The following is a 21,106-nucleotide window of genomic DNA, read 5'->3' on the forward strand; positions in this document are numbered from 1 at the left end:
CCTGCTTCAAATCGAGGAACAAGGCGCCCACAGTAGCCAGCACACAACGGTCGGTATTGAAGGAAATTACCCCCGCACGCGCAGACCCACTACGCTCTGGCTATGCGATCACTTTTGACCAGGAAGTCTGCCCTCGATGATCTTGATTCTGCTGCCCTGCGCCGATTACGACCCCACCGAAAGCAGCGTGCCCTGGCAGGCCATGCGCGACGCGGGGATCGAGGTACGTTTTGCCACCCCGCAAGGCTTGCCCGCCCACGCCGATCCACGGCTGGTGGATATCGGCTTCGGCCTGTTGAGTTCGATGCTGATGACGCGCAAGGCCGATCTGGACAGTTACACGCAGATGATCGAGTCCGAAGCGTTCAGGCAGCCGCTGGCGTATGCCGATGTCGACACGAATCGATTCGATGGTCTGCTGATCCCCGGCGGGCATGCCAAAGGCATGCGCACGTTGTTGGAATCCACGCAGGCCCAGCAGATTGCCCTGCAATTTTTCAAAGCCGAAAAACCCGTGGCGGCGGTGTGTCATGGAGTGCTGTTGCTGGCGAGGACGCTCGACCCCGATACCGGGCGGTCGGTGTTGTTCGGGCGCAAAGTGACGGCATTGCTCGCGGCCACCATGGAGTTGCCGGCGTGGCTGATGACAGCTGCGTGGCTGGGGCGCTACTACCGCACCTACAAGCAGACCGTCGAAGCGGAAGTAAAAACCGCGCTGGCCCGCAAAGCCGACTTCAAACGCGGACCGCTGATCGCCAAGCGCGATTGTGTGCAGAAACTGCAAACAGGATTTGTGGTGCGCGACGGCCAACTGCTGACGGCGCGCTGGCCCGGCGATTGCCATCGATTCGCCGCCGAGTGGGTGGCCATATTGCAGCCACCCGAGCGCTGATCCGCGTTTCAGTCCAGACGCGGCACGGTGAAGCGGAATTCACTGCCCTGCCCCGGCTCACTCTCGGCAACGATCTGCCCGCCATGGGCCTCGACGATGCCCTGCGTGATGTACAGGCCCAGCCCGGTGCCGGTCGGATTGCCTTCCTTCACCGTCCAGTAACGGTCGAACACGTGCGGCAAGTGATCCTTGGGAATGCCTTCGCCGCTGTCGCGCACCGTGAAGACGATGTCGTCACCGACCGATTTGGCATACACGTCGACCGTACCCAGGCGCGGGGTGAATTTGATCGCGTTGCCGACCAGATTCGACAGCACCTGAAACAACCGCTCGGGGTCGGCATGGATGCTCAGGTCGGGATCGGCCTCGAACGAGATGCTGATGTCCTTGTCCAGCGCCAGCGGCGCCAGCAGCGATTGCGCCTCCTCGAACATCTGCGCGACATCGAGTTTCTGCGGCGCGATGGTGTAGCGGCCGGCGTCGATTTTCGAAGTGTCGAGCAAGTCTTCCAGCAGCGTGTTCATGCGCCCGGCGGCTTGTTGCATGGTGTCGATCGCAGTCGAGATGCGCCGCGAAGTGTGCGGCCCGTCGGAGCTGAAAGCCTTCTGCATCATGCCGCACAGCATCGAGATCACGGTCATCGGGTTGCGCAGGTCGTGGGAAACCACAGCAACCAACTCATCGCGAGCACGCACCGCTTCCTGCTCGCGGCGTACCTGGCGGGCCAGATCGTTTTCCAGGGCCGAGCGACGCAGATCGTTGGCGGCGAACAGATCACCGTGGCTCCACTTGGTGGAAATCCCGGCCATCTCGACCTTCCAGATTTCGAACGAGGTACGCGGCCGCAGACGAAGGCCGGCGTCGGAGTTTTCCAGGTCCAGAGGCTTGCGCGGATCGCCGCTCCAGTTGATGTTCTCTTTGACTTCGGGGCGGAACCACAGCACGCCGTTGTCCACCGGTTTGGGCAGGCTCATGGCGAGCACGCCGCTGGCGACCTGCTGATAGTGCGCGGCCGGCGGGTAGACGCTGGCCAGGTGATGACTGGCAAACACCGGCTCGCCGCGCTCCTGCAACCACTTGTGCAGGGCACGAATTTCTTCCGGCTCCGGGCAGTTGCCGTAGCGGTGCAATTGCTTGTCTTCGATGATCGCGATGCCGCCGGCATTGGCCAGTGCCATCAGGACTTGCGGCTGGTTGGCCAGGCCATCGAAGACGTTCTGTGGCGAGTCGATCATCGCCTGATTGAGCAGCGCCAGCGCCTCGACCTTTTCCTCGCGTTGACGGCTGACTTCCAGCGCTTCCATCGCACTGATCTGCAACGACAGCACCTGGCCGATGGTCTGGCATGCCGTGCGCAACTCGTGCGGCACGTGCAGCGGCTGACGATTGCCGCAACTGATCAGGCCCCAGAGCTTGTCGCCCTTGAGCAGGGAAATGCTCATCGAGGACAGCACGCCCATGTTCTTCATGTACTGGCAGTGGATCGGCGACACGCTGCGCAGCGTCGCGAAACTCAGGTCCAGCGGGGTCTGGGTGTCCGGGCGCAACTTGGGCACCAGCGGCACCGGTTGGTAGTCGGCATTCGGAATGATCCGCAGCCAGTTGGTGCGGTACAGCTCGCGGGCCTGCTCGGGGATGTCCGAGGCCGGGAAAAACAGACCGTTGAAGACTTCCATCGACGGATCGGACGCTTCGGCGATGACCTGACCGTGGCCCTCTTCCTCAAAACGGTAGATCAATACCCGGTCGTAACCGGTCATGGCCTGGATTTCCTTGACGCTGATGTCGTAAAGCGCCTGCAGGCTCTGGGCCTTTTGCAGGCGCGCGAGCATCCGCCCGAGGTGAGTTTCGGTGCCGGCGACATTGCGCGGCTGGAAATTTTCGACGTGGATTTCCAGCTCCAGAATCAGCACATCCTGATGCCGGTGCACCAAGCCCTCGAACGCGGTGCCGTTGAGGCGAAAGTGCAGCGGCGGCGCATCGGACAAGGCCGGTTGCTGCAAGGCCTCGCGAACCTGCGCGGCATGGGTATCGCCGATCAGGCTTTGCAATGGCTGGCCGATCAGTTCTTGTGCCGGTCGGGCGAGCAAGGTCTCGACGTTGGCGCTGATCTGAATGATCGAAAGGTCCGGCTCGCTCAGGGTCAGCAGCAAACCGTGCGGCTGGATCGCGCCGGGAAAGCGGATCGGCTCGTCGGCGCAGTTGGCCAGCAACTCTTCAAAGGCTTCTTTGTCTTGCGGGTTCATACCAGAACCTCCTGACTTTCGAGCCACTGCTCGAAACAACTGAATGTAGTGTGGGCCGCCGCCACGACGGCTTTACGCTCGTCGGTGTCCATCGGGCGACTGCCCAGGTATTCGATGAAATCGAGCCAGCGCCGGCCGGTGGCGGCACCGTAAACGTCCAGAAACGCCGCGCCGTTTTCCGCGCCCAGGCTCAGCCGTGTGGCGATCTCCCGGCGCAGGATTTGCCCGCCGAGGGTTGCACCTTCCAGTACGTACAGCACACCCAGGCACGCGGCGGCGGAGTCGATGACGGGCAACCGGCGGCAGATCGGAAAATCGCCACCATTTGCGCCCAGCGCTTGCAGATCGCGTTGCAGGGTCGGTGCCTTGAGGCGGGAAGCCAGATCAAAATCAGCGGGAATCGCGTCGCTGTCCTGCAGCACGGCTTCCAATGGCTGATAGAAGCCGTAATAGGCGCGCATCAGTCGCTCGAAAGCGTGCAGATCAAGGGTGTCGGAGAAGAAAGGAAGGCGTTTTTCCAGTGCAATGTGCAGTTCGGCCGTGCCGGCGCGCAGATCCTGCAACACCGGTGGTACATGAACCTCGCGGGCCTTTGCTTGCATGTAGTCGCTCGTACAGTGGGCCGCCTGGGGCCATGGGGGAATGGAGAAGCATGGCGCGAAAGCTTACACGGCAATGGTAGTTTCTGACCCGGCAGATGGGATTCTCTGATGAATTCATCAACCTGTGAAGGGTTAAGAGCTGACCGGACGGCAGAAAGTTCGAAGGAATTCACTGCCGATAGTCGCTGTACCGCGACTCTGGCGCCTGACTGTACGGTTCAGGCCCGCACACCCGCGTGATAAAAATACCGCTCCCGTCACCGGAGCCCGCACCATGGATCTCGCCACCCTCTCGCTGTTTCTGCCCGCCTGCTTTGCCTTGAACATGGCACCGGGGCCGAACAACCTGCTGTCGGTCAGCAACGCCACCCGTTACGGCTATCGGCGCGCCTGCGTGGCGGGTGTCGGGCGATTGCTGGCGTTTGCCGGGATGATCGCCCTCGCGGCGGCGGGGCTGGCGGTGGTGCTGCAAACGTCCGAGCTGTTGTTCTATGGGATCAAGATTGTTGGCGCGGGGTATCTACTGTATCTGGCGTGGCAGCTGTGGCGGGCCAATCCTGCCGCCGAAGACGCGGTTACTGCGCCGGCGAATGGGCTTCTGGCCCTGGCGCGTCAGGAGTTTTTAGTGGCGGCGGGCAATCCCAAGGCAATCCTGATCTTCACCGCCTTCCTGCCGCAATTCGTCGACCCGAACCGCGCCATTACTCCGCAGTTCATGCTGCTGGGCGTGCTGTTCCTGCTGCTGGAATGGATTGCCATCAGCGCCTACGCCTACATGGGCCTGCACATGCGCCGCTGGTTTGCCGAGCCGCGCGGCAAACGGATTTTCAACCGTTGCTGCGCGGGGCTGCTGTCGGCAGCGGCTTCGGTGTTGTTGATGGCCAAGCGGGCCTAAGCTTCGGACGGGCCTTTGAGTTCGACCTGATTGCCGTCCGGATCGAAGCAGTACAGCGACAAGCCGTAGCCCTCGGCGCCAAAACGGGTGGCGGCTTTTTCGACGGTCAGGCCGCAGGCTTGCAAATGGCTGACCAGCGCCGCTTCATCGAACGGCTCGATGCGCAGGCAGAAGTGATCGACATTGCGCCGCTCGCTGCCGGCAGCGGCGCCGCCCTTGCGGCCGATTTCGCCGTCGAGGTCGACCAGATCGATCATCGACGTGCCGGCGCGCAGGTGCACCAGACCGAACTTTTCGTTGCGCTTGACCACTTCGGCGCCGAAGACCCGGTCGTAGAAATCAATGCTGCGTTGCAGATCGGCGACGCGCAGCACGATGTGATCGATGTGTTGAATCGTGAACGGTGGCATACCTTCATTTCCCGAGTTGTAGCGACCCGATCACTGTAGTGCAGCGGCCCGAAAATTCACTGTCGATTTTTCGGTGGAGCCATCGAATAACTGGTTTTATCCTCGGCCCATGAACATACAGACCGCTGTCCTGCCCCCTCACGCCGAAATGGTTCGCGCCATGCTCGCAAGCGACACTGCCTATGAAGGCGTGTTTTTCACGGCCGTGAAAACCACCGGGATCTTTTGCCGCCCGACCTGCACGGCGCGCAAGCCGAAACCGGAAAACGTCGAGTTCTTCGCCCACGCTGACGACTGCCTGTCCGCCGGTTATCGCGCCTGTTTGCGCTGCAAACCGCTGGACGCTGCGGCCATCGCTCCGGACTGGGTGCAGCGACTATTGAAAGCTGTCGACGCCGATCCCGAGGTGCGCTGGAGCGATGCGCAATTGCTCGCCGAGGGCATCGAACCGTTGAAGTTGCGGCGCTGGTTCAAACAGCATTTCGGCATGACCTTCCATGCGTGGCTGCGCACGCGCCGGCTCGGTGTGGCATTGGGCGGGATCAAGCAAGGCACGTCCATCGACCATGCCGCGTTCGACTCCGGTTATGAATCCCTCAGTGGTTTTCGCGATGCGTTTCAGAAGTCGTTCCACATCACGCCGGGGCGCGCAGCGGCCAGTGAACCGCTGCTGTTCACCCGCCTGACCACCCCGCTGGGGCCGATGATCGCCATGGCCGAGCGTCGAGGGCTGGTACTACTGGAGTTTCTCGACCGTCCGGCACTGACCCGGGAAGTCGAGGAGCTGCAAAACCGCTACGGCTACGTGGTGGCACCGGGGCAGAACGCGCATTTGCAGCAGATCGACAACGAGCTGGCGCTGTACTTCGCCGGCAAACTGAGCGAATTCAGTGTTCCACTGCACCTGCCCGGCAGCGAGTTTGCCCGGCAGGTCTGGAGCGAACTGCGGCAAATCCCCTACGGCCATACCAGCACTTACGGCGCCATCGCCGCACGCTTGGGCAAACCCGGCGCCAGCCGAGCAGTGGGGCTGGCCAACGGGCACAATCGGCTGTCGATCGTGGTGCCGTGCCATCGGGTGATCGGTGCGGACGGCTCATTGACGGGCTATGGTGGTGGGCAACCGCGCAAGGCGTTTTTGCTCCGGCTGGAAAACGCCGCCGTGCAGCTGACGCAACAACTGGCTTTCTGACAAATCGACACCCACGCCCCTCCCGGCTTTCAAATCAACGGATCACCGAAGTTGCCGATACCCGATCCCTATCAACCGGCCAGCGAGTTTCTGGCCAGCCTCGACGCCGACTGGCAGCGCCACATTGCTGCGGTTGGCCCCTGCCTGCATCAGCCGCATCCGGCGCGCGATCCCTATGAGTCGCTGGTGCGGGCGATTGCCTATCAGCAACTGCATGCCAAGGCTGGCGATGCGATTGTCGGGCGGCTGGTGGGGTTGTTTCCCGGGCAGACGTTTCCGCGTCCGGAGCAGGTTCTGGCGACGGACTTCGACCGATTGCGCAGTTGCGGGTTTTCGGCGGGCAAGATTGCGACGATTCAGGGGATTGCCCAGGCGACTCTGGACGGCGTGGTGCCGGATTACTCGACCGCGCTGGCGATGGAGGATGAGGCGCTGATCGAGCGGTTGGTCAGCCTGCGCGGGGTTGGGCGCTGGACGGTGGAGATGTTGCTGATCTATAGCCTGGAGCGGCCGGATATTCTGCCGGCCGACGATTTTGGGGTGCGCGAGGGGTATCGGCGGTTGAAGGGGCTGGAGGTGCAGCCTGCACGCAAGCAGATGATTGAGATCGGGTTGGCGTGGAGTCCGTTTCGGACGGTGGCGGCGTGGTATTTGTGGCGGGTGCCGAAAAGCCCCTCACCCTAACCCTCTCCCGGAGGTAGAGGGAACCGATCGGGGGATATTGAAGAGCTCCGCCGACCTGAAACATCAACTCTGAATCCATAGGCGCCAAGACGTGGGCGAACCCATGGTTGCTAAGACTTTGGCGAATCCATAATCGACTCGGACGCTCAGGTCGATGTATAGCGTAAGACACCTCGGTCGGCTCCCTCTCCCTTTGGGAGAGGGCTGGGGTGAGGGGCTTGGGCTACAGACCGGATTTCAACCGACTGAACGCGCGAATCAAAGCCCGGTTGAACGCCTTGCCATTGTCATTCTTGCTGTACAGCGAAGCCCTCACCGCCTCCGGCGGATAAGTCCCCGGATCATTGCGTATCGCCGGATCAACCAACCCGTCCGCCGCCGTGATCGCATTGGCGTAATGAATCGTATCGGTAATCGGCGCGATCACCTCGGGCGTCATCAGGTAATCCATCAGCGCCAATCCGGCCTCGGGATGCGGTGCATCCTTGGGTATGACCATCGCGTCGAACCAGATCAACGTGCCCTCCTTCGGAATCCGGTAATTCAACTTGAACGGCTTTTTCGCCGCTTCAGCCTGACCTGCCGCGATGGCAACGTTGCCGTTCCACGACATCGCCACGCAGGTGTTGCCGTTGGCCAGGTCGCTGATGTTCAGGTCATTGTCGAAATAGCGGATGTACGGGCGGATCTTCGCCAGTTGCTGCTCGGCGAGTTTCAGGTCGTCGAGGCTCTGGCGGTTGATGTCCAGGCCCATGTACTTCATGACTGCCGCGAACACTTCGTTCGGGTCGTTGAGCAGGCTCACCCCGCAATCGGCGAATTTCGACACCACTGCCGGATCGAACAGCATCGCCCAACTGTCCCGTGGTGCCTCCGGCAGCCGCTGCTTCACGGCCTCCTCCTGATAACCGACGCCGGTGGTGCCCCAGGCGTAGATCCCGGCGTAGCGGTTGCCCGGATCGAACACCGCCATGTGCTGACGGAACTCCTCGCCGACCCCGGCAAAGTGCGGGAGCTGCTGCTTGTTCAGGGTCTGGATCGCGCCGCTCTCGATAGCCCGCGACAGGTGCTGACCGGCGGTCAGCACCAGGTCGTAACCGCTGCGCCCGGTGAGCAGTTTGGTCTCGACGGTTTCCAGTGAGTCGAAGTGATCGGCGACCACCCGAATCCCGGTTTTCGCCTCGAAATTCTTCAGGGTATCCGGGGCCAGGTACTCGCCCCAGATGTACAGGTTGACCACCGGTTTCGCCGTTTCGGCAGCCTGCACACACAGGGGTGCAAGCACCAGCAATAACGCTTTACTCAGTTTGTGCAGGCCCATGGTCAGACTCCTTTTTTCTGGCCGGCGTATTGCGGCATGGTGATGCACGCGACGTTGCCGCCACCGAGCAGGATTTCCCGGGAGTTCTCGATGCCGACGATCTTGTGCTGCGGGAACAGTTCGGCGAGGGTCGCCAGCGCCACCTGATCGTTGCGATCACCGAACAGCGGCACCACGATCGAGCTGTTGCCGGCGTAGTAGTTGATGTACGACGCACAGATTTTCGTGCCGGCCTGACGGGTGTGGGTGCTGTCCTGCTGATCGAGGCCTTCGGCTTCTTCAGCGGTCCACTCCAGCACGTCCGGTTGCGGCAGCTTGTGCACGATCAGCTCGCGGCCACGGCTGTCGCGGGTGCTGCGCAGGATGTCGTAGGCCTCTTGATAGATTTCCCATTGCGGATCGTCGCGGTTGTCGGTCCATTGCAGCACCACTTCGCCGGGGCGCACGAAGCACGCGAGGTCGTCGACATGGCCGTCGGTTTCGTCGAACTTGCAACCGCGTGGCAGCCAGATCACTTGCTCGGCGCCGAGGTAATCGGTCAGCCGGCGGGTGACTTCGTCCTTGCCCAGGTGCTGGTTGCGATTGCGGTTGAGCAGGCATTGCTCGGTGGTGAGGATGCTGCCCTGACCGTCACTCTGGATACCGCCAAGCTCGGCAATCAATGGCGCGCGATAGCGGTCGAAGCGTTCGATTTCGAGGATCTTGCTGGCGATCTGATCGTCCTTGTCCCACGGGTAGTAGAGCCCGCCGTCGAGGCCGCCGTAGGCGTTGAATTCAAAGTCGACACCACGCACTTCACCGCTCTGGTCGTTGACCACGAAGCACGGGCCGCTGTCGCGGAACCAGGTGTCGTTGCAGGTCATTTCCACCACCCGCACTTGTGGCGGCAACTGGCGGCGGGCCGTGGCGAACTGGGAGGCCGATGCGCAGACCGTCACCGGCTCGCTCTGGGAGATCGCGGTGACAATCTGCACCCAGACTTTCTGTGCAGGCTTGGCGCCGTTGCGCCAGACGTCGGTGCGCTCCGGCCAGCCGAGCCAGCAGCCGGACTTGGCTTCGAATTCGCCGGGCAGACGGAAGCCGTCCTGTTTCGGGGTGGTGTCGAGCAAACGTGCCATGGTCAAACCTCGTCGTCGGGATGGGAATGACCTCAGGCTACGGTCGCGAGCAGTCGGGCCGCCAACGATGATTATTTCGGAACAGTTGAATTCAACTCATCAATCCGCCAGTTGATCGTTGAACCATTCCAGCATCTGCGCCACCGCCGGACGCTCCAGCCGCACCCGCTCGCAGACCAGCGCGTATTGCCCCAGCGCGGTCATGCTGGAGGTGAACGGGCGCACCAGACGCCCGTTCTGCAAATCTTCCTGCGCGGTGAGGTTGTCGCCCATCGCAACGCCCTGCCCTTGTGCCGCCGCTTCCAGCGCCAGACCGGCGTGGGCGAAATACAACTGGCGTTCCGGGCGCAGGTCGCCGGCATGGCTGGTGAGCCACGCGGTCCAGGTCTTGCCGTCCTGATCGTCGTGCAGCAGGCAGTGCCGGGCCAGATCCTTGGGGGTTTTCAGGTTGCCCTGGTTGAACAGCCCGGGGCTGCACACCGGGAAAAACTGCAGCGCCGGCAATGGGCGAACGAAGTACGCGCTGCTGTCCACCGGGCCGGTGCCGTAGGTGATCGCCAGATCAATGTCTTCGCCGGGTGCGGTGGCGTCGATTGGCTGCTCGTAAAGATGCAAGGTGATGTGCGGATAACGCGCGTAGAAATCGGTGAGACGGTTCATCAGCCACTTCTGCGCCAACTCCGCCGTGACCGCCAGCCGCAACACGGCGAGCGAGGACGGGTCGCGCAACTCGTCGCAGGCATCGCCGATCAGTTCGAAGGCCTGTTGCAGGCTCTGCATCAAGCGCCCGGCGGCGATGGTCGGGCGAATCTGTCGGCCCTCGCGGATGAACAGCGACACGCCCAGTTGCTCTTCGAGCTGGCGGATCTGATGGCTGACGGCGCTGTCGGTGACGCACAGCTCAGCGGCGGCGCGGCCGAAATGCGCGTGGCGGGCGGCACACTCGAAAGTTCGCAGGGCGGCCAGGGAAGGTAGTCGGCGCATGGGTGTGGATCCCTTTTTTGCGGACATGCTGACCGGGCTTTTCGCAGGCGTCCATAGCGGCGGCACGGGCAAGAGATCTCTTCTAGGCTGAATCGCACCAACAAAAAACACCGGAGGCCACTCATGCACCTCGAAGGCTCCTGCCACTGCGGCGCGGTTTCATTCACCCTCGACAGCGCCCACCCCTACCCTTATCAGCGCTGCTACTGCTCGATCTGCCGCAAGACCCAGGGCGGTGGCGGCTTTGCGATCAACCTCGGCGGCGACGCAGCCAGCCTCAAGGTGCGCGGGCGCAAACACATCACGATCTACCACGCGAAAATGAAAGACGAAGGCGATGCCCGCGCCCACCGCAGCAGCGCCGAGCGACACTTCTGCTCGTTGTGCGGCAGCGGACTGTGGCTGTTCAGCCCGGAATGGCCGGCGCTGATCCACCCGTTCGCCTCGGCCATCGACACGCCGCTGCCGGTGCCGCCGGAACACACTCATTTGATGCTCGGTTCGAAGGCACCGTGGGTCGAAGTGCAGGCGAGCAAGAAAGATCAACAATTCGAGGTCTATCCCGAAGAATCCATCGCCCAATGGCATGAACGGCTGGGATTGACCCGATAGCCGTCTTCACAGTCTTCGACAGTTTCCCGGCAAGCGGTTTGCACCTTTTAATCGCGCTCAGAACAGCTCGCTGAACGGAATGAAACGCAGCGGGTCGCCAATCTGCAAGGTGCTGTTCTCGGGGATTTCCACCAGTCCATCGGCCCAGGTCGCGCCGAGCAGAACCCCGGAACTCTGGTTCGGATACAGCGCCGCCTGCCCGCCCTCCAGACGTACCCGCAGATACTCCCGACGGCTGCCAGGTTTCGGCCAATCGAAGCCGGCGTTGACCGTGAAGCTCAGCGGCATCACCTCTTCCACGCCTTGAATGCGCAGCAGGTACGGGCGCGCCAGCAGGCCGAAGGTCACCAGCGCCGAGGTCGGATTGCCCGGCAGGCCGATCACCGGCACCGAGCCAAAATGCCCGACCGTCAGCGGTTTACCGGGTTTGATCGCGAGTTTCCACAGCAGCGGTTTGCCGTTGTCGCGCAGCACCTGACCGAGGCAGTCGGCATCACCGGCAGACACGCCGCCCGTAGTCAGAATCAGATCGGCTGCCACTTGCAGTTGCTCGAGTTTGAGCCGGGTCTGCGCCGGGCGATCGGGCAGAATGCCGGCGTCGATCACTTCGCAACCCAGTTCGCGCAACCAGTGATCGAGCAAAGTGCGGTTGCTGTTGTAAATGCTGCCGGGGCGCAGCGGTTGCCCTGGTTCCACCAGTTCATCCCCGGTCGAGAGCAACGCCACGCGCGGACGACGCACCACCGGCAAATGGGTCATGCCCTGCCCTGCGGCGACGGCCAGTTCGAACGGGCCGAGGCGTTTGCCGGCGCGCAGCAAGGTGTCGCCGACGCGGTTTTCCTGGCCCTGGGCGCGGATGTTCTGCCCGACCTTCAGCGGTTGCAGGAAACGGACGCGGCCGTCTTCAAGCACCTCAACGTTTTCCTGCATCTCCACGCAATTGGCGCCCATGGGCAACGGCGCACCGGTGAAAATCCTTGCGCAGGTGCCGGATAGCAAGGCGTCCGGCGCCATCCCGGCATAGACCCGTTGCGACACGCTCAACGGCTGGCGATGCAGGTCGGCAAGGTTGAAGGCGTAACCGTCCATGGCGCTGTTCGGCCACGGCGGCAGATCGAGGGTGGCGACCAGATCGCTCGCCAGCACGCGTCCGCGCGCTTCATTGAGCGGCACCGATTCGCTGTCCGGCAGACGTTGTTCATCAGCCATCGCCAACAGTTGGTCAAGGGCGTCCTCGACCGGCATCAAACCCGGCTTGCTCATCCGCGCGGCCCGCAGGCTTGCACCGGTTTGAGGTGCGGAACGAAGTTGCACGGGCGATGACGGTTATCCAGTTGTTCGGCGAGGATGCCTTCCCACGCGGTGCGGCAAGCGCCGGTGGAACCCGGCAGGCAGCACACCAGCGTGCCGTTGGACAGGCCGGCCAGCGCACGGCTTTGTACGGTCGAGGTGCCGATGTCGAGAATCGAGATGGCGCGGAACAGTTCACCGAAACCGTCGATCTGCTTGTCCAGCAGGCAGGCCACGGCTTCCGGGGTGCTGTCACGCCCGGTGAAACCGGTGCCACCGGTGATCAGCACCACTTGAATGCCGTCGTCGGCGATCCACTGCGCGACCTGGGCGCGGATCTTGTACAGGTCGTCCTTGAGCAGGTTGCGTTCGCTCAAGGTGTGGCCGGCCTCCAGCAGGCGGCTGACCAGCAACTGGCCGGAGGTGTCGCTGGCGTAATCGCGGGTATCGCTGACCGTCAGCACGGCAATATTCAGGGGAACGAACAAGGCATCCGATTTCACACTCATGGCACTCTCCGGCCGTCGTCAATTCAATGGGTGACGAGCCTAAGTGCCGCCTGCGAGGACTGTCTAATCACTCTGGCCAACCACACTATCGACCTGCTCTATCGGTGATTTTTTTCAGCCCCTCGACCACTGTCCGGCCCAATGAAACCGGGCGTCATCGAAATCCTCGATAGGCTCTTAGACACTGCCGATTGGACGAAAAAAACCATCAGTGGGATCGTCGATCCCTGCGCTTTCCGTGCGCCGTACGCATCTGCGTCAATACTCAATCAAAATTCTCAATCGAGCAGGTGCCGTCGTGGACATCAAACAACTCAAGTTTCTGATCGCGCTGGACGAAACCCGCCACTTCGGCCAGGCCGCCGCGCGCTGTCACATCACCCAGCCGACCCTGTCGATGCGCCTGCGCAATCTGGAAGACGAGCTGGATCTGGTGCTGGTCAATCGCGGCCAGCGCTTCGAAGGGTTCACCCAGGCCGGCGAGCGCGTATTGGCCTGGGCCCGCACGTTGCTGGCGGCCCACGACGGGCTGTTTGCAGAAGCTGCAGCCTGCCGCGGGCAACTGGTCGGTAGCCTGCGCCTGGGGCTGGTGCCGCTGAGCAACTTCAACCCGGTGAATTACATTCAGGGTTTGTCCGGGACTTACCCGGAGCTGAAATACAGCCTGTCGTCGCTGAGTTCGGACGAGATCATCGAAGGTCTGGGTAACAATCAGCTGGACCTGGGCGTGTGTTATCTGGACCACGTCAACCCGAACTATTTCGAGTTTTTCGAGATCGGCGAGACCCGCGTCGGCCTGCTCTACGACACCCGTCACTTCCAGTTCGAAGGCCCGGAAATGAGCTGGGAAGACGCCGCCGAACTGCCGCTGGGGATGATCACCACTGGCATGCACTACCGCAAATCCATCGACCTGAGTTTCCGCAGTCGCGGGTTGAATCCGCAGCCGATCCTGGAAAGCGACTCGACCTACCAACTGCTGCAGGCGATTCACCAGGGCTTCTGTTGCTCGATCATGCCGCTGGACAGCGGCCTGGAAGAGCCGATCGAGCACCTGGCCTTCATCAACCTGCCGGATGCCAGCGTGCTCGCGCCGCTGGGGCTGGTGATGCGCAAGACCGAACCGCGCTCGGCGATTGCCGAGAAGTGTTTTGCCGAGGCGCGCAAGATGTTCGGAATCGAGGCGCCAGCCGAATAAATGTGTTGAATGTCAGGCCGCCATCGCTGGCAAGCCAGCTCCCACAGTGATTGAGTTAGTCACAAATTCTGTGTTTGACACGAAACCTTGTGGGAGCTGGCTTGCCAGCGATGAGGCCTTATCAGTCAACACCTATTCTCGGCCTGAAAGCGGTCATCGACCAATCCAATCACTGCATCGGAACAAGCGATTGGACGCACTTTTCCCTGCCCCGTAGCCTGAACCCACTTCAGCGCTTCGGAGATTTTCAGGATGCTGTGCCAAGTTGAACAACTCATCGAACCGGGCGACGCCAACGCCCCCGCGCCACAACCGGCGCAAGTGGCCTACCGCGAATACCTCGACGACGCGCCGGTGTCCCACGCGAAGCTGGCGGCGGAAATCGCCCTGGCCATCAGCTACAACGGACTGAATCAAGCCGTGATGATGGTCTCGCCAGGCAACATCGAGGACTTCATTCGCGGCTTCAGCCTGAGCAACGCCATCGTCGACCGCCTCGACGATATCCACGACATCCGCCTGACCCATTTCGACCAGGCCTGCCAAGCCGACGTGCAGATTTCCAGCCGTGCGTTCTGGGCTCTGAAAGATCACCGGCGGCAGATGGCGGGCACCAGCGGTTGCGGCCTCTGCGGCGTGGAAGCCCTTGAGCAGGCGCTGCCGCAACTGGAGATCCTGACCCCGACGCCGCTGCCACCCGCCGCGCATTTCGAAGGTATCCGCCAGCGCATCGAACAGGCCCAGCAACTGGCCCGCAGCAGCGGCGCCCTGCACGCGGCGTTGTACTTCGACGCCGACGGCGAAGCACTGCTGTGCCGCGAAGACATCGGCCGCCACAACGCCCTCGACAAGCTGATCGGCGCACTGCAGTTCGAAGGCCTCGATGCGCGTCAGGGTTTCGTCGTGGTCACCAGCCGTTGCAGCCTCGAACTGATCCACAAAGCCGTGCGCGCCCGCCTCGGCACCCTCGTCAGCCTGTCCGCCCCCACCGCGCTGACCGTGCGCTGGGCGCTCAAGCACCGCCTGAACCTGATCCACGTCCCGCACCGCAATGCCCCGCGAATCTACAGCCCGATCCAGGAGCAAACCCCATGAGCAACACCCTCACCCACCTCGACGATCAGGGCCGCGCCAACATGGTTGACGTCAGCGACAAAACCGCGACCCGCCGTGAAGCCACCGCCCAGGCCTGGGTGCAGATGCGCCCGGAAACCCTGCAAATGATCCAGTCCAACGGCCACCCCAAGGGCGATGTGTTCGCCGTGGCGCGGATCGCCGGGATTCAGGCCGCCAAGCGCACCCACGAGTTGATTCCGCTGTGTCATGCGCTGCTGCTCAGTTCGATCCACGTCGAGCTCAAGGCCTGCGAGCCGGACCGCGTGCAAATCACCAGCACCTGCCGCCTCACCGGCCAGACCGGCGTCGAACTCGAAGCCCTGACCGCCGCCAGCGTCGCCGCGCTGACTATCTACGACATGTGCAAGGCGGTGGACCGGGCGATGGTGATCGGCGACATCCGCCTGCTGAGCAAACAGGGCGGCCGCTCCGGCCACTTTCAATGGGAGAACCCGCAATGATTCTGATCAACTACTTCGCCAGCTACCGTGACCGGCTCAATCTGGGCGGTGAAAAGATTCCGGCCAGCGACACCCTCGCTTGTGTTGAAGACGTGCGGCAGATGCTGATGCAACGTGGCGATGTGTGGCGTGAAGTGCTCGGCGCCGGCAACCTGATGTGCGCGGTGAATCAGGAGCTGTGTCAGCCGGATCAGGCGATCGAGGATTTCGACGAGATCGCGTTTTTCCCGCCAGTTACGGGGGGCTGAAGCATGGGTGTTCGAGTCCAGCGTAAAGGCTTCGATGCCGGTCAGTTGATTGCCGACCTGCATGCGCGCAATCCACGGGTGGGCGCGGTGGTGAACTTCATTGGTTATGTGCGGGATCTGAACGTCGGGCAGTCGGTGACCGAGCTGTTTCTGGAGCATTATCCGGGCATGACCGAGAAGGCTCTGGAGCAGATAGCCGAACAGGCTCGCGAGCGGTGGCCGCTGATGGCGGTGGAGATCGTGCATCGGGTCGGCGCGCTGTCGGTGAGCGAGCCGATCGTGTTTGTTGGCGTCTGCAGCAAGCATCGGCATGCGGCGTTCGAGGCCTGCGCGTTCATCATGGATGTGCTGAAAACGCGGGCGCCGTTCTGGAAGCGTGAGACTACGCAGGAGGGTTCGCATTGGGTCGAGGCGCGGGAGAGTGATCAGAATGCGGCGGTTCGCTGGAGTCTGGCGCATGCCTGAAGACCGAAAGCCCTCACCCTAGCCCTCTCCCAGAGGGAGAGGGAACCGACCCGGGGATATTGCAGTACTACGCCGACCTGAACCTATAGCGTTGAATCCGGATGCCGGTCTGAACGCATAGGACTGGATCCGAATGCCAGTCTGAGGGCAGTTTGCCGAATCCGAATACTGAACTGAACTGAACGCATAGTGTTGAATCCGGATGCCGGTCTGAGGGCGGTGTGCTGAATCCATAATCGACTCGATTCTTCAGGTCGATGTATGACGCAAGAGACCTCGGTCGGCCCCCTCTCCCTCCGGGAGAGGGCTGGGGTGAGGGCTGCAATCTCGATACCACTCCTTAACAAAAGCCTGATTAGATAGCCGCTCCACCACAACTCAACTCGGGAGCCACACTTGAGCCAAACGCCAAAAGACTTGCCCCGTCCTCAACCCATCACCCTGCGCCAGGCCTGGCCGTTCTGGCTCAAACTCGGCTGCATCGGCTTCGGCGGGCCCGCCGGGCAGATCGCGATCATGCATCAGGAACTGGTGGAGCGCCGGCGCTGGATCTCGGAGCGACGTTTCCTGCATGCGCTCAACTACTGCATGTTGCTGCCAGGCCCCGAGGCCCAACAACTGGCGACTTACATCGGCTGGCTGCTGCACCGAACCCCTGGCGGCATATTGGCCGGAGTGCTGTTTGTATTGCCTTCGCTGCTGATTCTGATCGCTCTGTCGTGGGTCTACATCGCGTTCGGCGACGTGCCAGCGGTGGCCGGAGTGTTTTACGGAATCAAACCGGCGGTGACCGCAATTGTGCTGCACGCGGCCCATCGCATCGGCTCCCGAGCCTTGAAGAACAGCTGGCTGTGGGCGATCGCCGGGGCAGCGTTCGTGGCGATTTTTGCCTTCAACGTACCGTTCCCGCTGATCGTGCTCGGCGCGGCATTGATCGGCTATTTCGGCGGACGCTGGGCGCCACAGCGGTTCAGCAACGGCGGCCATCGCGGCGGCGAAAAATCCTTCGGCCCGGCGCTGATCGATGACGACACTCCGCCGCCCGAACATGCACGGTTCAGCCTGCCGAGGCTGCTGCGTCTGCTGCTGATCGGCGCGTTGCTGTGGTGCCTGCCGATGGCGTTGCTGACCGCGTTGTTCGGTTGGGACGGCACCTTCACGCAGATGGGCTGGTTCTTCACCAAAGCGGCGCTGCTCACCTTCGGCGGCGCTTACGCTGTGCTGCCTTACGTGTATCAGGGCGCGGTCGGACATTACGGCTGGCTGACGCCAACGCAGATGATCGACGGCCTGGCCTTGGGCGAAACCACGCCGGGGCCGCTGATCATGGTGGTGGCGTTTGTCGGGTTCGTCGGGGCCTATGTGCAACCGACATTCGGCCCGGAACATGCGTTCGCCGCCGGCGCGCTGGCCGCGACGCTGGTGACCTGGTTCACCTTTCTGCCCTCGTTCCTGTTCATCCTCGCTGGCGGCCCGTTGGTGGAGTCGACGCACAACGAACTGAAATTCACTGCGCCACTGACCGCGATCACGGCAGCGGTGGTCGGGGTGATCCTCAATCTGGCGTGTTTCTTTGCTTGGCACGTGTTCTGGCCCAATGGATTCGCCGGGCAACCGGACGTTTTCTCGATCCTGCTGGCCCTGGCTGCCGCCGTCGCCCTGTTCTTTTTCAAGCGCGGCGTGATCGAGGTGTTGATCGTTTGCGCCCTCGTCGGGCTGGGGTTTTACCTGCTGCGCTGAACCGGGGGGCACGCCACCGCTCGCGGAATCAGGCGTTTACTTATCCGGGGATTCCCCCTTACTATCCAGCCACACCGGCAGGGCGGGACTCTCCCGCCGCCGACGTTTTCCGCCAACGGAAACACGCGTCATGAGCACGTCACTCCAACAATCAGAATCGTTGAACGTCTCTGCACTGTGCGCCCTCCTTCACAGGGGCCGCGCATGAATCGCATCGTCAATCTCCCCATGGCCCTGAGCCGTTCCAAGCTGCGTCACTCCGCACGCCCGCCGGATATCTGCCTGCCCGTCTGATCGCGCCGGTAAAAAATCGCGACAGCTCCCCCTCTTTTTTCGATATCCCTGCCAGGACGCCCGCGCCTTTTGCCGAGCTGCGTCCGGCCCGAATCTGCGCGCCTGTGCGGCGCCATCGTGAGTGATTGATTATGAAATTCGCAGCCATTGAAGACGCTCGTAACTTTCTTGAGCAGAACCCCGACATCGACATGATCGAGCTGTTCATCCTCGACGCCAACGGCGTGCCGCGCGGCAAGCTGTTGCACCGCGAAGAACTGCTCGCCGTATACGAAAGCGGACGCCCGCTGCCAAGCACCATTCTCGGCCTGACGGTGCACGGCGAAGACGTGGAAAACTCCGGTCTGGTGTGGGACGTCGGCGATATCGACTGCCGCGCCTACCCGCTGGAAGGCAGTCTGGTGCGCTTGCCGTGGCGGCAGATTCCGACCGCTGCAGTGCAGGTCAGCATGCACCCGGAACAAGGCATGCCGGCGAGCATTGCCGACCCGCGTCACCTGTTGATCAAGGTCATCGACCGTTTGAAAGCCGAGGGATACCACCCGGTAATGGCCTGCGAGCTGGAGTTCTATCTGCTCGACGCCAAACGCGATCACAACGGTCGCCCGCAACCGGCGCTGGATGCCGACGGTGGTCGACCGAGACACACGCAGGTCTACGGGTTGCGTGAGCTGGAGCAGATCGAACCGTTCCTCGCCGACCTCTACAGCGCCTGCAAGCTGCACGGCATTCCGGCGCGCACGGCGATCTCGGAATACGCGCCGGGCCAGGTGGAAATTACCCTCGAACACGGCGATGCACTGGAGGCGATGGACCAGGCCGTGCGCTACAAACGACTGGTCAAAGCCGTGGCGCACAAGCACGGGATGCAGGCGACGTTCATGGCCAAGCCGTTCGATCACCTGGCTGGCACCGGCATGCACATGCACGTCAGTCTCGCCGATGCCGAGGGGCGCAATCTGTTTGCCTCCGAAGATCCGGCAGGCACCCCGCTGCTGCGCACGGCGATTGGCGGGATGCTCGCCTCGTTGCTCGATTCGCTGCTGCTGTTCTGCCCGAACGCCAACTCCTACCGGCGTTTTCAGGCCAACAGCTACGCGCCTCTGGCACCGACCTGGGGCGTCGACAACCGCACCGTCAGCCTGCGCGTTCCGGGCGGCCCGGCCAACACCCGACACATCGAACACCGCATCTGCGGCGCCGATGCCAACCCGTATCTGGCAGCGGCGGCGATCCTGGCGGGCATTCATCGCGGGATAAAAGAAGACATCGATCCGGGTGAGCCGGTGGAAGGCAACGGTTACGCGCAGGCGAAAGAATTGCTGCCGACCGACTGGCTGACGTCGCTCACAGCACTGGAAAATTCGGTGTGGGCGCGGGACGCGCTGGGGCAGGAATTCCTCGGGGTGTATCTGGCGGTAAAACGTGCGGAATACCGGCAGTTCATGGCCGAAGTGGGTGAGCAGGACTGGCGCTGGTATTTGACCGAAGCCTGATCCTTTTTTCCTCTTTTTGCCTTGGATACTGAAATGACTGAACGCAGCAATTCCTACTACACCGCGACCCTCAACCGCGACACCGACTACCCGACCCTGCAAGGCCGGCACAAGGTCGATGTGGTGATCATCGGCGGCGGTTTCACCGGTGTCGCCACCGCCGTGGAACTCGCCGAAAAAGGCCTGAAAGTCGCCATCGTCGAAAGCCACAAGATCGGCTGGGGCGCCACCGGGCGCAATGGTGGGCAGGTCACCGGCAGCCTGTCCGGCGACGGTGCGATGCGCAAACAGATGCGCAACACCTTGGGCGATGAGGTCGATGATTTCATCTGGCACCTGCGCTGGCGCGGCCACGAAATCATCAAGCAGCGGGTCGAGAAATACGCCATCGATTGCGACCTCAAGCACGGCCACTTGCACGCCGCGTACAAGCCGAGCCACATGGCCGGTTTGCGCAGCGACTACGACGAAGCCGTGCGTCGCGGCATGGGTGATGAAGTCAGCCTGCTCGACCGCAGCCAGGTGCGCGACCTGTTGCAAAGCGATCTCTACCACGGCGCAATCAAGAACACCCGCAACATGCATTTGCACCCACTCAACCTGTGCATCGGCGAAGCGCGGGCGGCGGAAAGCCTCGGCGCGCTGATCTTCGAAAACAGTGAAGTGCTGGAGATCATTCACGGCGACAGCCCTGGCGTACGCACCGCACACGGCCAGATCGACGCCAATCAGGTGCTACTGGCGGGCGACGTCTATCACAAACTCGAACCAGGCCAACTCAAGGGCAAAATCTTCCCGGCCATGGGCGGCATCGTCACCACCGAACCGCTGGGGGATCTGGCCAAGCAGATCAACCCTGAAGACCTCGCCGTTTACGACTGCCGCTTCGTCCTCGATTACTACCGCCTCACCGCCGACGGCCGCCTGCTGTTCGGCGGCGGCGCCAACTACAGCGGCAAGGATTCACGGGACATCGCCGGCGAACTGCGGCCGTGCATCGAACAGACCTTCCCGGCGCTCAAAGGGGTGAAGATCGATTACCAGTGGAGCTGCGCGATGGGCATCGTCATCAACCGCATCCCGCAACTGGGCAAGCTTTCGGACAACGTCTGGTATTGCCAGGGCTACTCCGGCCACGGCATCGCCACGACCCACATCATGGGCGAGATCATGAGCCGCGCGATCACCGGGCAGATGCAGCAGTTCGACACGTTTGCCGCGTGCACGCACATTCGCGTGCCAATGGGCGATCTGCTGGGTAATCCGATGCTCGCGGCCGGCATGTGGTACTACCAGATGCTGGAAAAACTGCGCTGATCGAACAGGCCCCATC

21 protein-coding genes are annotated in these 21,106 nt (G+C 62.4%); 13 read left to right on the forward strand and 8 right to left on the reverse strand.

The window, feature by feature from the left end; all coding sequences use genetic code 11:
- Positions 1–136 precede the first annotated feature (136 nt).
- A complete protein-coding gene (locus tag EIY71_RS20185; protein WP_134022864.1) occupies positions 137–892 on the forward strand; it encodes a type 1 glutamine amidotransferase domain-containing protein in 756 nt (251 codons plus the stop codon).
- Between the two features lie 8 nt (positions 893–900).
- Here the strand turns inward: EIY71_RS20185 and EIY71_RS20190 are convergent, their stop codons facing one another.
- Together EIY71_RS20190 and EIY71_RS20195 are read right to left on the reverse strand one after the other, a co-directional pair.
- A complete protein-coding gene (locus EIY71_RS20190) occupies positions 901–3,138 on the reverse strand; it encodes an ATP-binding protein (protein WP_102717746.1) in 2,238 nt (745 codons plus the stop codon).
- Positions 3,135–3,740 carry a biliverdin-producing heme oxygenase gene (locus tag EIY71_RS20195; RefSeq protein WP_085748309.1) on the reverse strand — a complete coding sequence of 202 codons (606 nt, stop codon included), beginning with the start codon at positions 3,738–3,740 and terminating at the stop codon, positions 3,135–3,137. Before EIY71_RS20195 ends, EIY71_RS20190 begins: the two co-directional genes overlap by 4 nt.
- 274 nt (positions 3,741–4,014) lie before the next feature.
- Here EIY71_RS20195 and EIY71_RS20200 point away from each other — a divergent pair, with 274 nt between their 5' ends.
- A complete protein-coding gene (locus tag EIY71_RS20200; protein WP_134022866.1) occupies positions 4,015–4,635 on the forward strand; it encodes a LysE family translocator in 621 nt (206 codons plus the stop codon).
- Here EIY71_RS20200 and EIY71_RS20205 read toward each other — a convergent pair.
- Positions 4,632–5,045, reverse strand: a complete 414-nt coding sequence (locus EIY71_RS20205; protein WP_039770856.1) for a VOC family protein — start codon at positions 5,043–5,045, stop codon at positions 4,632–4,634. The genes EIY71_RS20200 and EIY71_RS20205 overlap by 4 nt on opposite strands.
- A gap of 109 nt (positions 5,046–5,154) precedes the next feature.
- On the opposite strand from EIY71_RS20205, the gene EIY71_RS20210 reads away from it, so the two are divergent.
- Both EIY71_RS20210 and EIY71_RS20215 read left to right on the forward strand, forming a co-directional pair.
- The gene (locus tag EIY71_RS20210) at positions 5,155–6,237 is read left to right on the forward strand and encodes a bifunctional transcriptional activator/DNA repair enzyme AdaA (protein ID WP_102717750.1); all 1,083 of its coding nucleotides are present in this window, start codon (positions 5,155–5,157) and stop codon (positions 6,235–6,237) included.
- 57 nt (positions 6,238–6,294) lie between these two features.
- Complete coding sequence (locus EIY71_RS20215; RefSeq protein WP_085748316.1) at positions 6,295–6,921, forward strand: DNA-3-methyladenine glycosylase; 627 nt, start codon at positions 6,295–6,297, stop codon at positions 6,919–6,921.
- Positions 6,922–7,144: 223 nt separating this feature from the next.
- On the opposite strand, the gene EIY71_RS20220 is transcribed toward EIY71_RS20215, so the two are convergent.
- From EIY71_RS20220 to EIY71_RS20230, 3 genes are all read right to left on the reverse strand, one after another.
- Positions 7,145–8,242, reverse strand: a complete 1,098-nt coding sequence (locus EIY71_RS20220; RefSeq protein WP_134022868.1) for an extracellular solute-binding protein — start codon at positions 8,240–8,242, stop codon at positions 7,145–7,147.
- Between the two features lie 2 nt (positions 8,243–8,244).
- Positions 8,245–9,360 (reverse strand): agmatine deiminase, encoded by a 1,116-nt coding sequence (gene aguA / locus EIY71_RS20225; protein ID WP_134022870.1) that lies wholly within the window; start codon positions 9,358–9,360, stop codon positions 8,245–8,247.
- 99 nt (positions 9,361–9,459) lie between these two features.
- Complete coding sequence (locus tag EIY71_RS20230; RefSeq protein WP_085608994.1) at positions 9,460–10,344, reverse strand: LysR substrate-binding domain-containing protein; 885 nt, start codon at positions 10,342–10,344, stop codon at positions 9,460–9,462.
- A 123-nt stretch (positions 10,345–10,467) separates the two neighbouring features.
- Between EIY71_RS20230 and EIY71_RS20235 the strand changes: the two genes are divergently transcribed.
- Positions 10,468–10,956: a GFA family protein gene (locus EIY71_RS20235; protein WP_134022872.1), complete on the forward strand. Its 489-nt coding sequence runs from the start codon at positions 10,468–10,470 to the stop codon at positions 10,954–10,956.
- A gap of 57 nt (positions 10,957–11,013) precedes the next feature.
- Here EIY71_RS20235 and glp read toward each other — a convergent pair whose 3' ends face one another.
- Positions 11,014–12,219: a gephyrin-like molybdotransferase Glp gene (gene glp, locus EIY71_RS20240; protein WP_134022874.1), complete on the reverse strand. Its 1,206-nt coding sequence runs from the start codon at positions 12,217–12,219 to the stop codon at positions 11,014–11,016.
- Positions 12,216–12,755, reverse strand: coding sequence for a molybdenum cofactor biosynthesis protein B (moaB, locus tag EIY71_RS20245; RefSeq protein WP_039770868.1), 540 nt, complete (start codon positions 12,753–12,755; stop codon positions 12,216–12,218). Before moaB ends, glp begins: the two co-directional genes overlap by 4 nt.
- 298 nt (positions 12,756–13,053) lie before the next feature.
- Here moaB and EIY71_RS20250 point away from each other — a divergent pair, with 298 nt between their 5' ends.
- From EIY71_RS20250 to EIY71_RS20285, 8 genes are all read left to right on the forward strand, one after another.
- The gene (locus EIY71_RS20250) at positions 13,054–13,953 is read left to right on the forward strand and encodes a LysR family transcriptional regulator (RefSeq protein WP_134022876.1); all 900 of its coding nucleotides are present in this window, start codon (positions 13,054–13,056) and stop codon (positions 13,951–13,953) included.
- Between the two features lie 252 nt (positions 13,954–14,205).
- Entirely contained in the window at positions 14,206–15,048 is an 843-nt protein-coding gene (gene fdhD, locus EIY71_RS20255) for a formate dehydrogenase accessory sulfurtransferase FdhD (RefSeq protein ID WP_129973872.1), read from the forward strand.
- Positions 15,045–15,530, forward strand: coding sequence for a cyclic pyranopterin monophosphate synthase MoaC (gene moaC, locus EIY71_RS20260; RefSeq protein ID WP_134022878.1), 486 nt, complete (start codon positions 15,045–15,047; stop codon positions 15,528–15,530). The genes fdhD and moaC overlap by 4 nt, the downstream gene beginning before the upstream one ends.
- A complete protein-coding gene (locus EIY71_RS20265) occupies positions 15,527–15,778 on the forward strand; it encodes a MoaD/ThiS family protein (protein ID WP_007957033.1) in 252 nt (83 codons plus the stop codon). Before moaC ends, EIY71_RS20265 begins: the two co-directional genes overlap by 4 nt.
- A gap of 3 nt (positions 15,779–15,781) precedes the next feature.
- Positions 15,782–16,243 carry a molybdopterin synthase catalytic subunit MoaE gene (gene moaE / locus EIY71_RS20270; protein ID WP_134022880.1) on the forward strand — a complete coding sequence of 154 codons (462 nt, stop codon included), beginning with the start codon at positions 15,782–15,784 and terminating at the stop codon, positions 16,241–16,243.
- A gap of 396 nt (positions 16,244–16,639) precedes the next feature.
- Positions 16,640–17,983: a chromate efflux transporter gene (gene chrA / locus EIY71_RS20275; protein ID WP_134022882.1), complete on the forward strand. Its 1,344-nt coding sequence runs from the start codon at positions 16,640–16,642 to the stop codon at positions 17,981–17,983.
- 425 nt (positions 17,984–18,408) lie between these two features.
- On the forward strand, positions 18,409–19,773 hold the full coding sequence (locus EIY71_RS20280) for a glutamine synthetase family protein (protein WP_102717761.1): 1,365 nt from the start codon (positions 18,409–18,411) through the stop codon (positions 19,771–19,773).
- A gap of 33 nt (positions 19,774–19,806) precedes the next feature.
- The gene (locus EIY71_RS20285) at positions 19,807–21,090 is read left to right on the forward strand and encodes an FAD-binding oxidoreductase (RefSeq protein ID WP_134022884.1); all 1,284 of its coding nucleotides are present in this window, start codon (positions 19,807–19,809) and stop codon (positions 21,088–21,090) included.
- The last annotated feature ends 16 nt before the right edge of the window (positions 21,091–21,106 follow it).

It is taken from the genome of Pseudomonas sp. CH235 (assembly GCF_004368175.1).
GTDB classification, from domain to species: domain Bacteria; phylum Pseudomonadota; class Gammaproteobacteria; order Pseudomonadales; family Pseudomonadaceae; genus Aquipseudomonas; species Aquipseudomonas paraglycinae.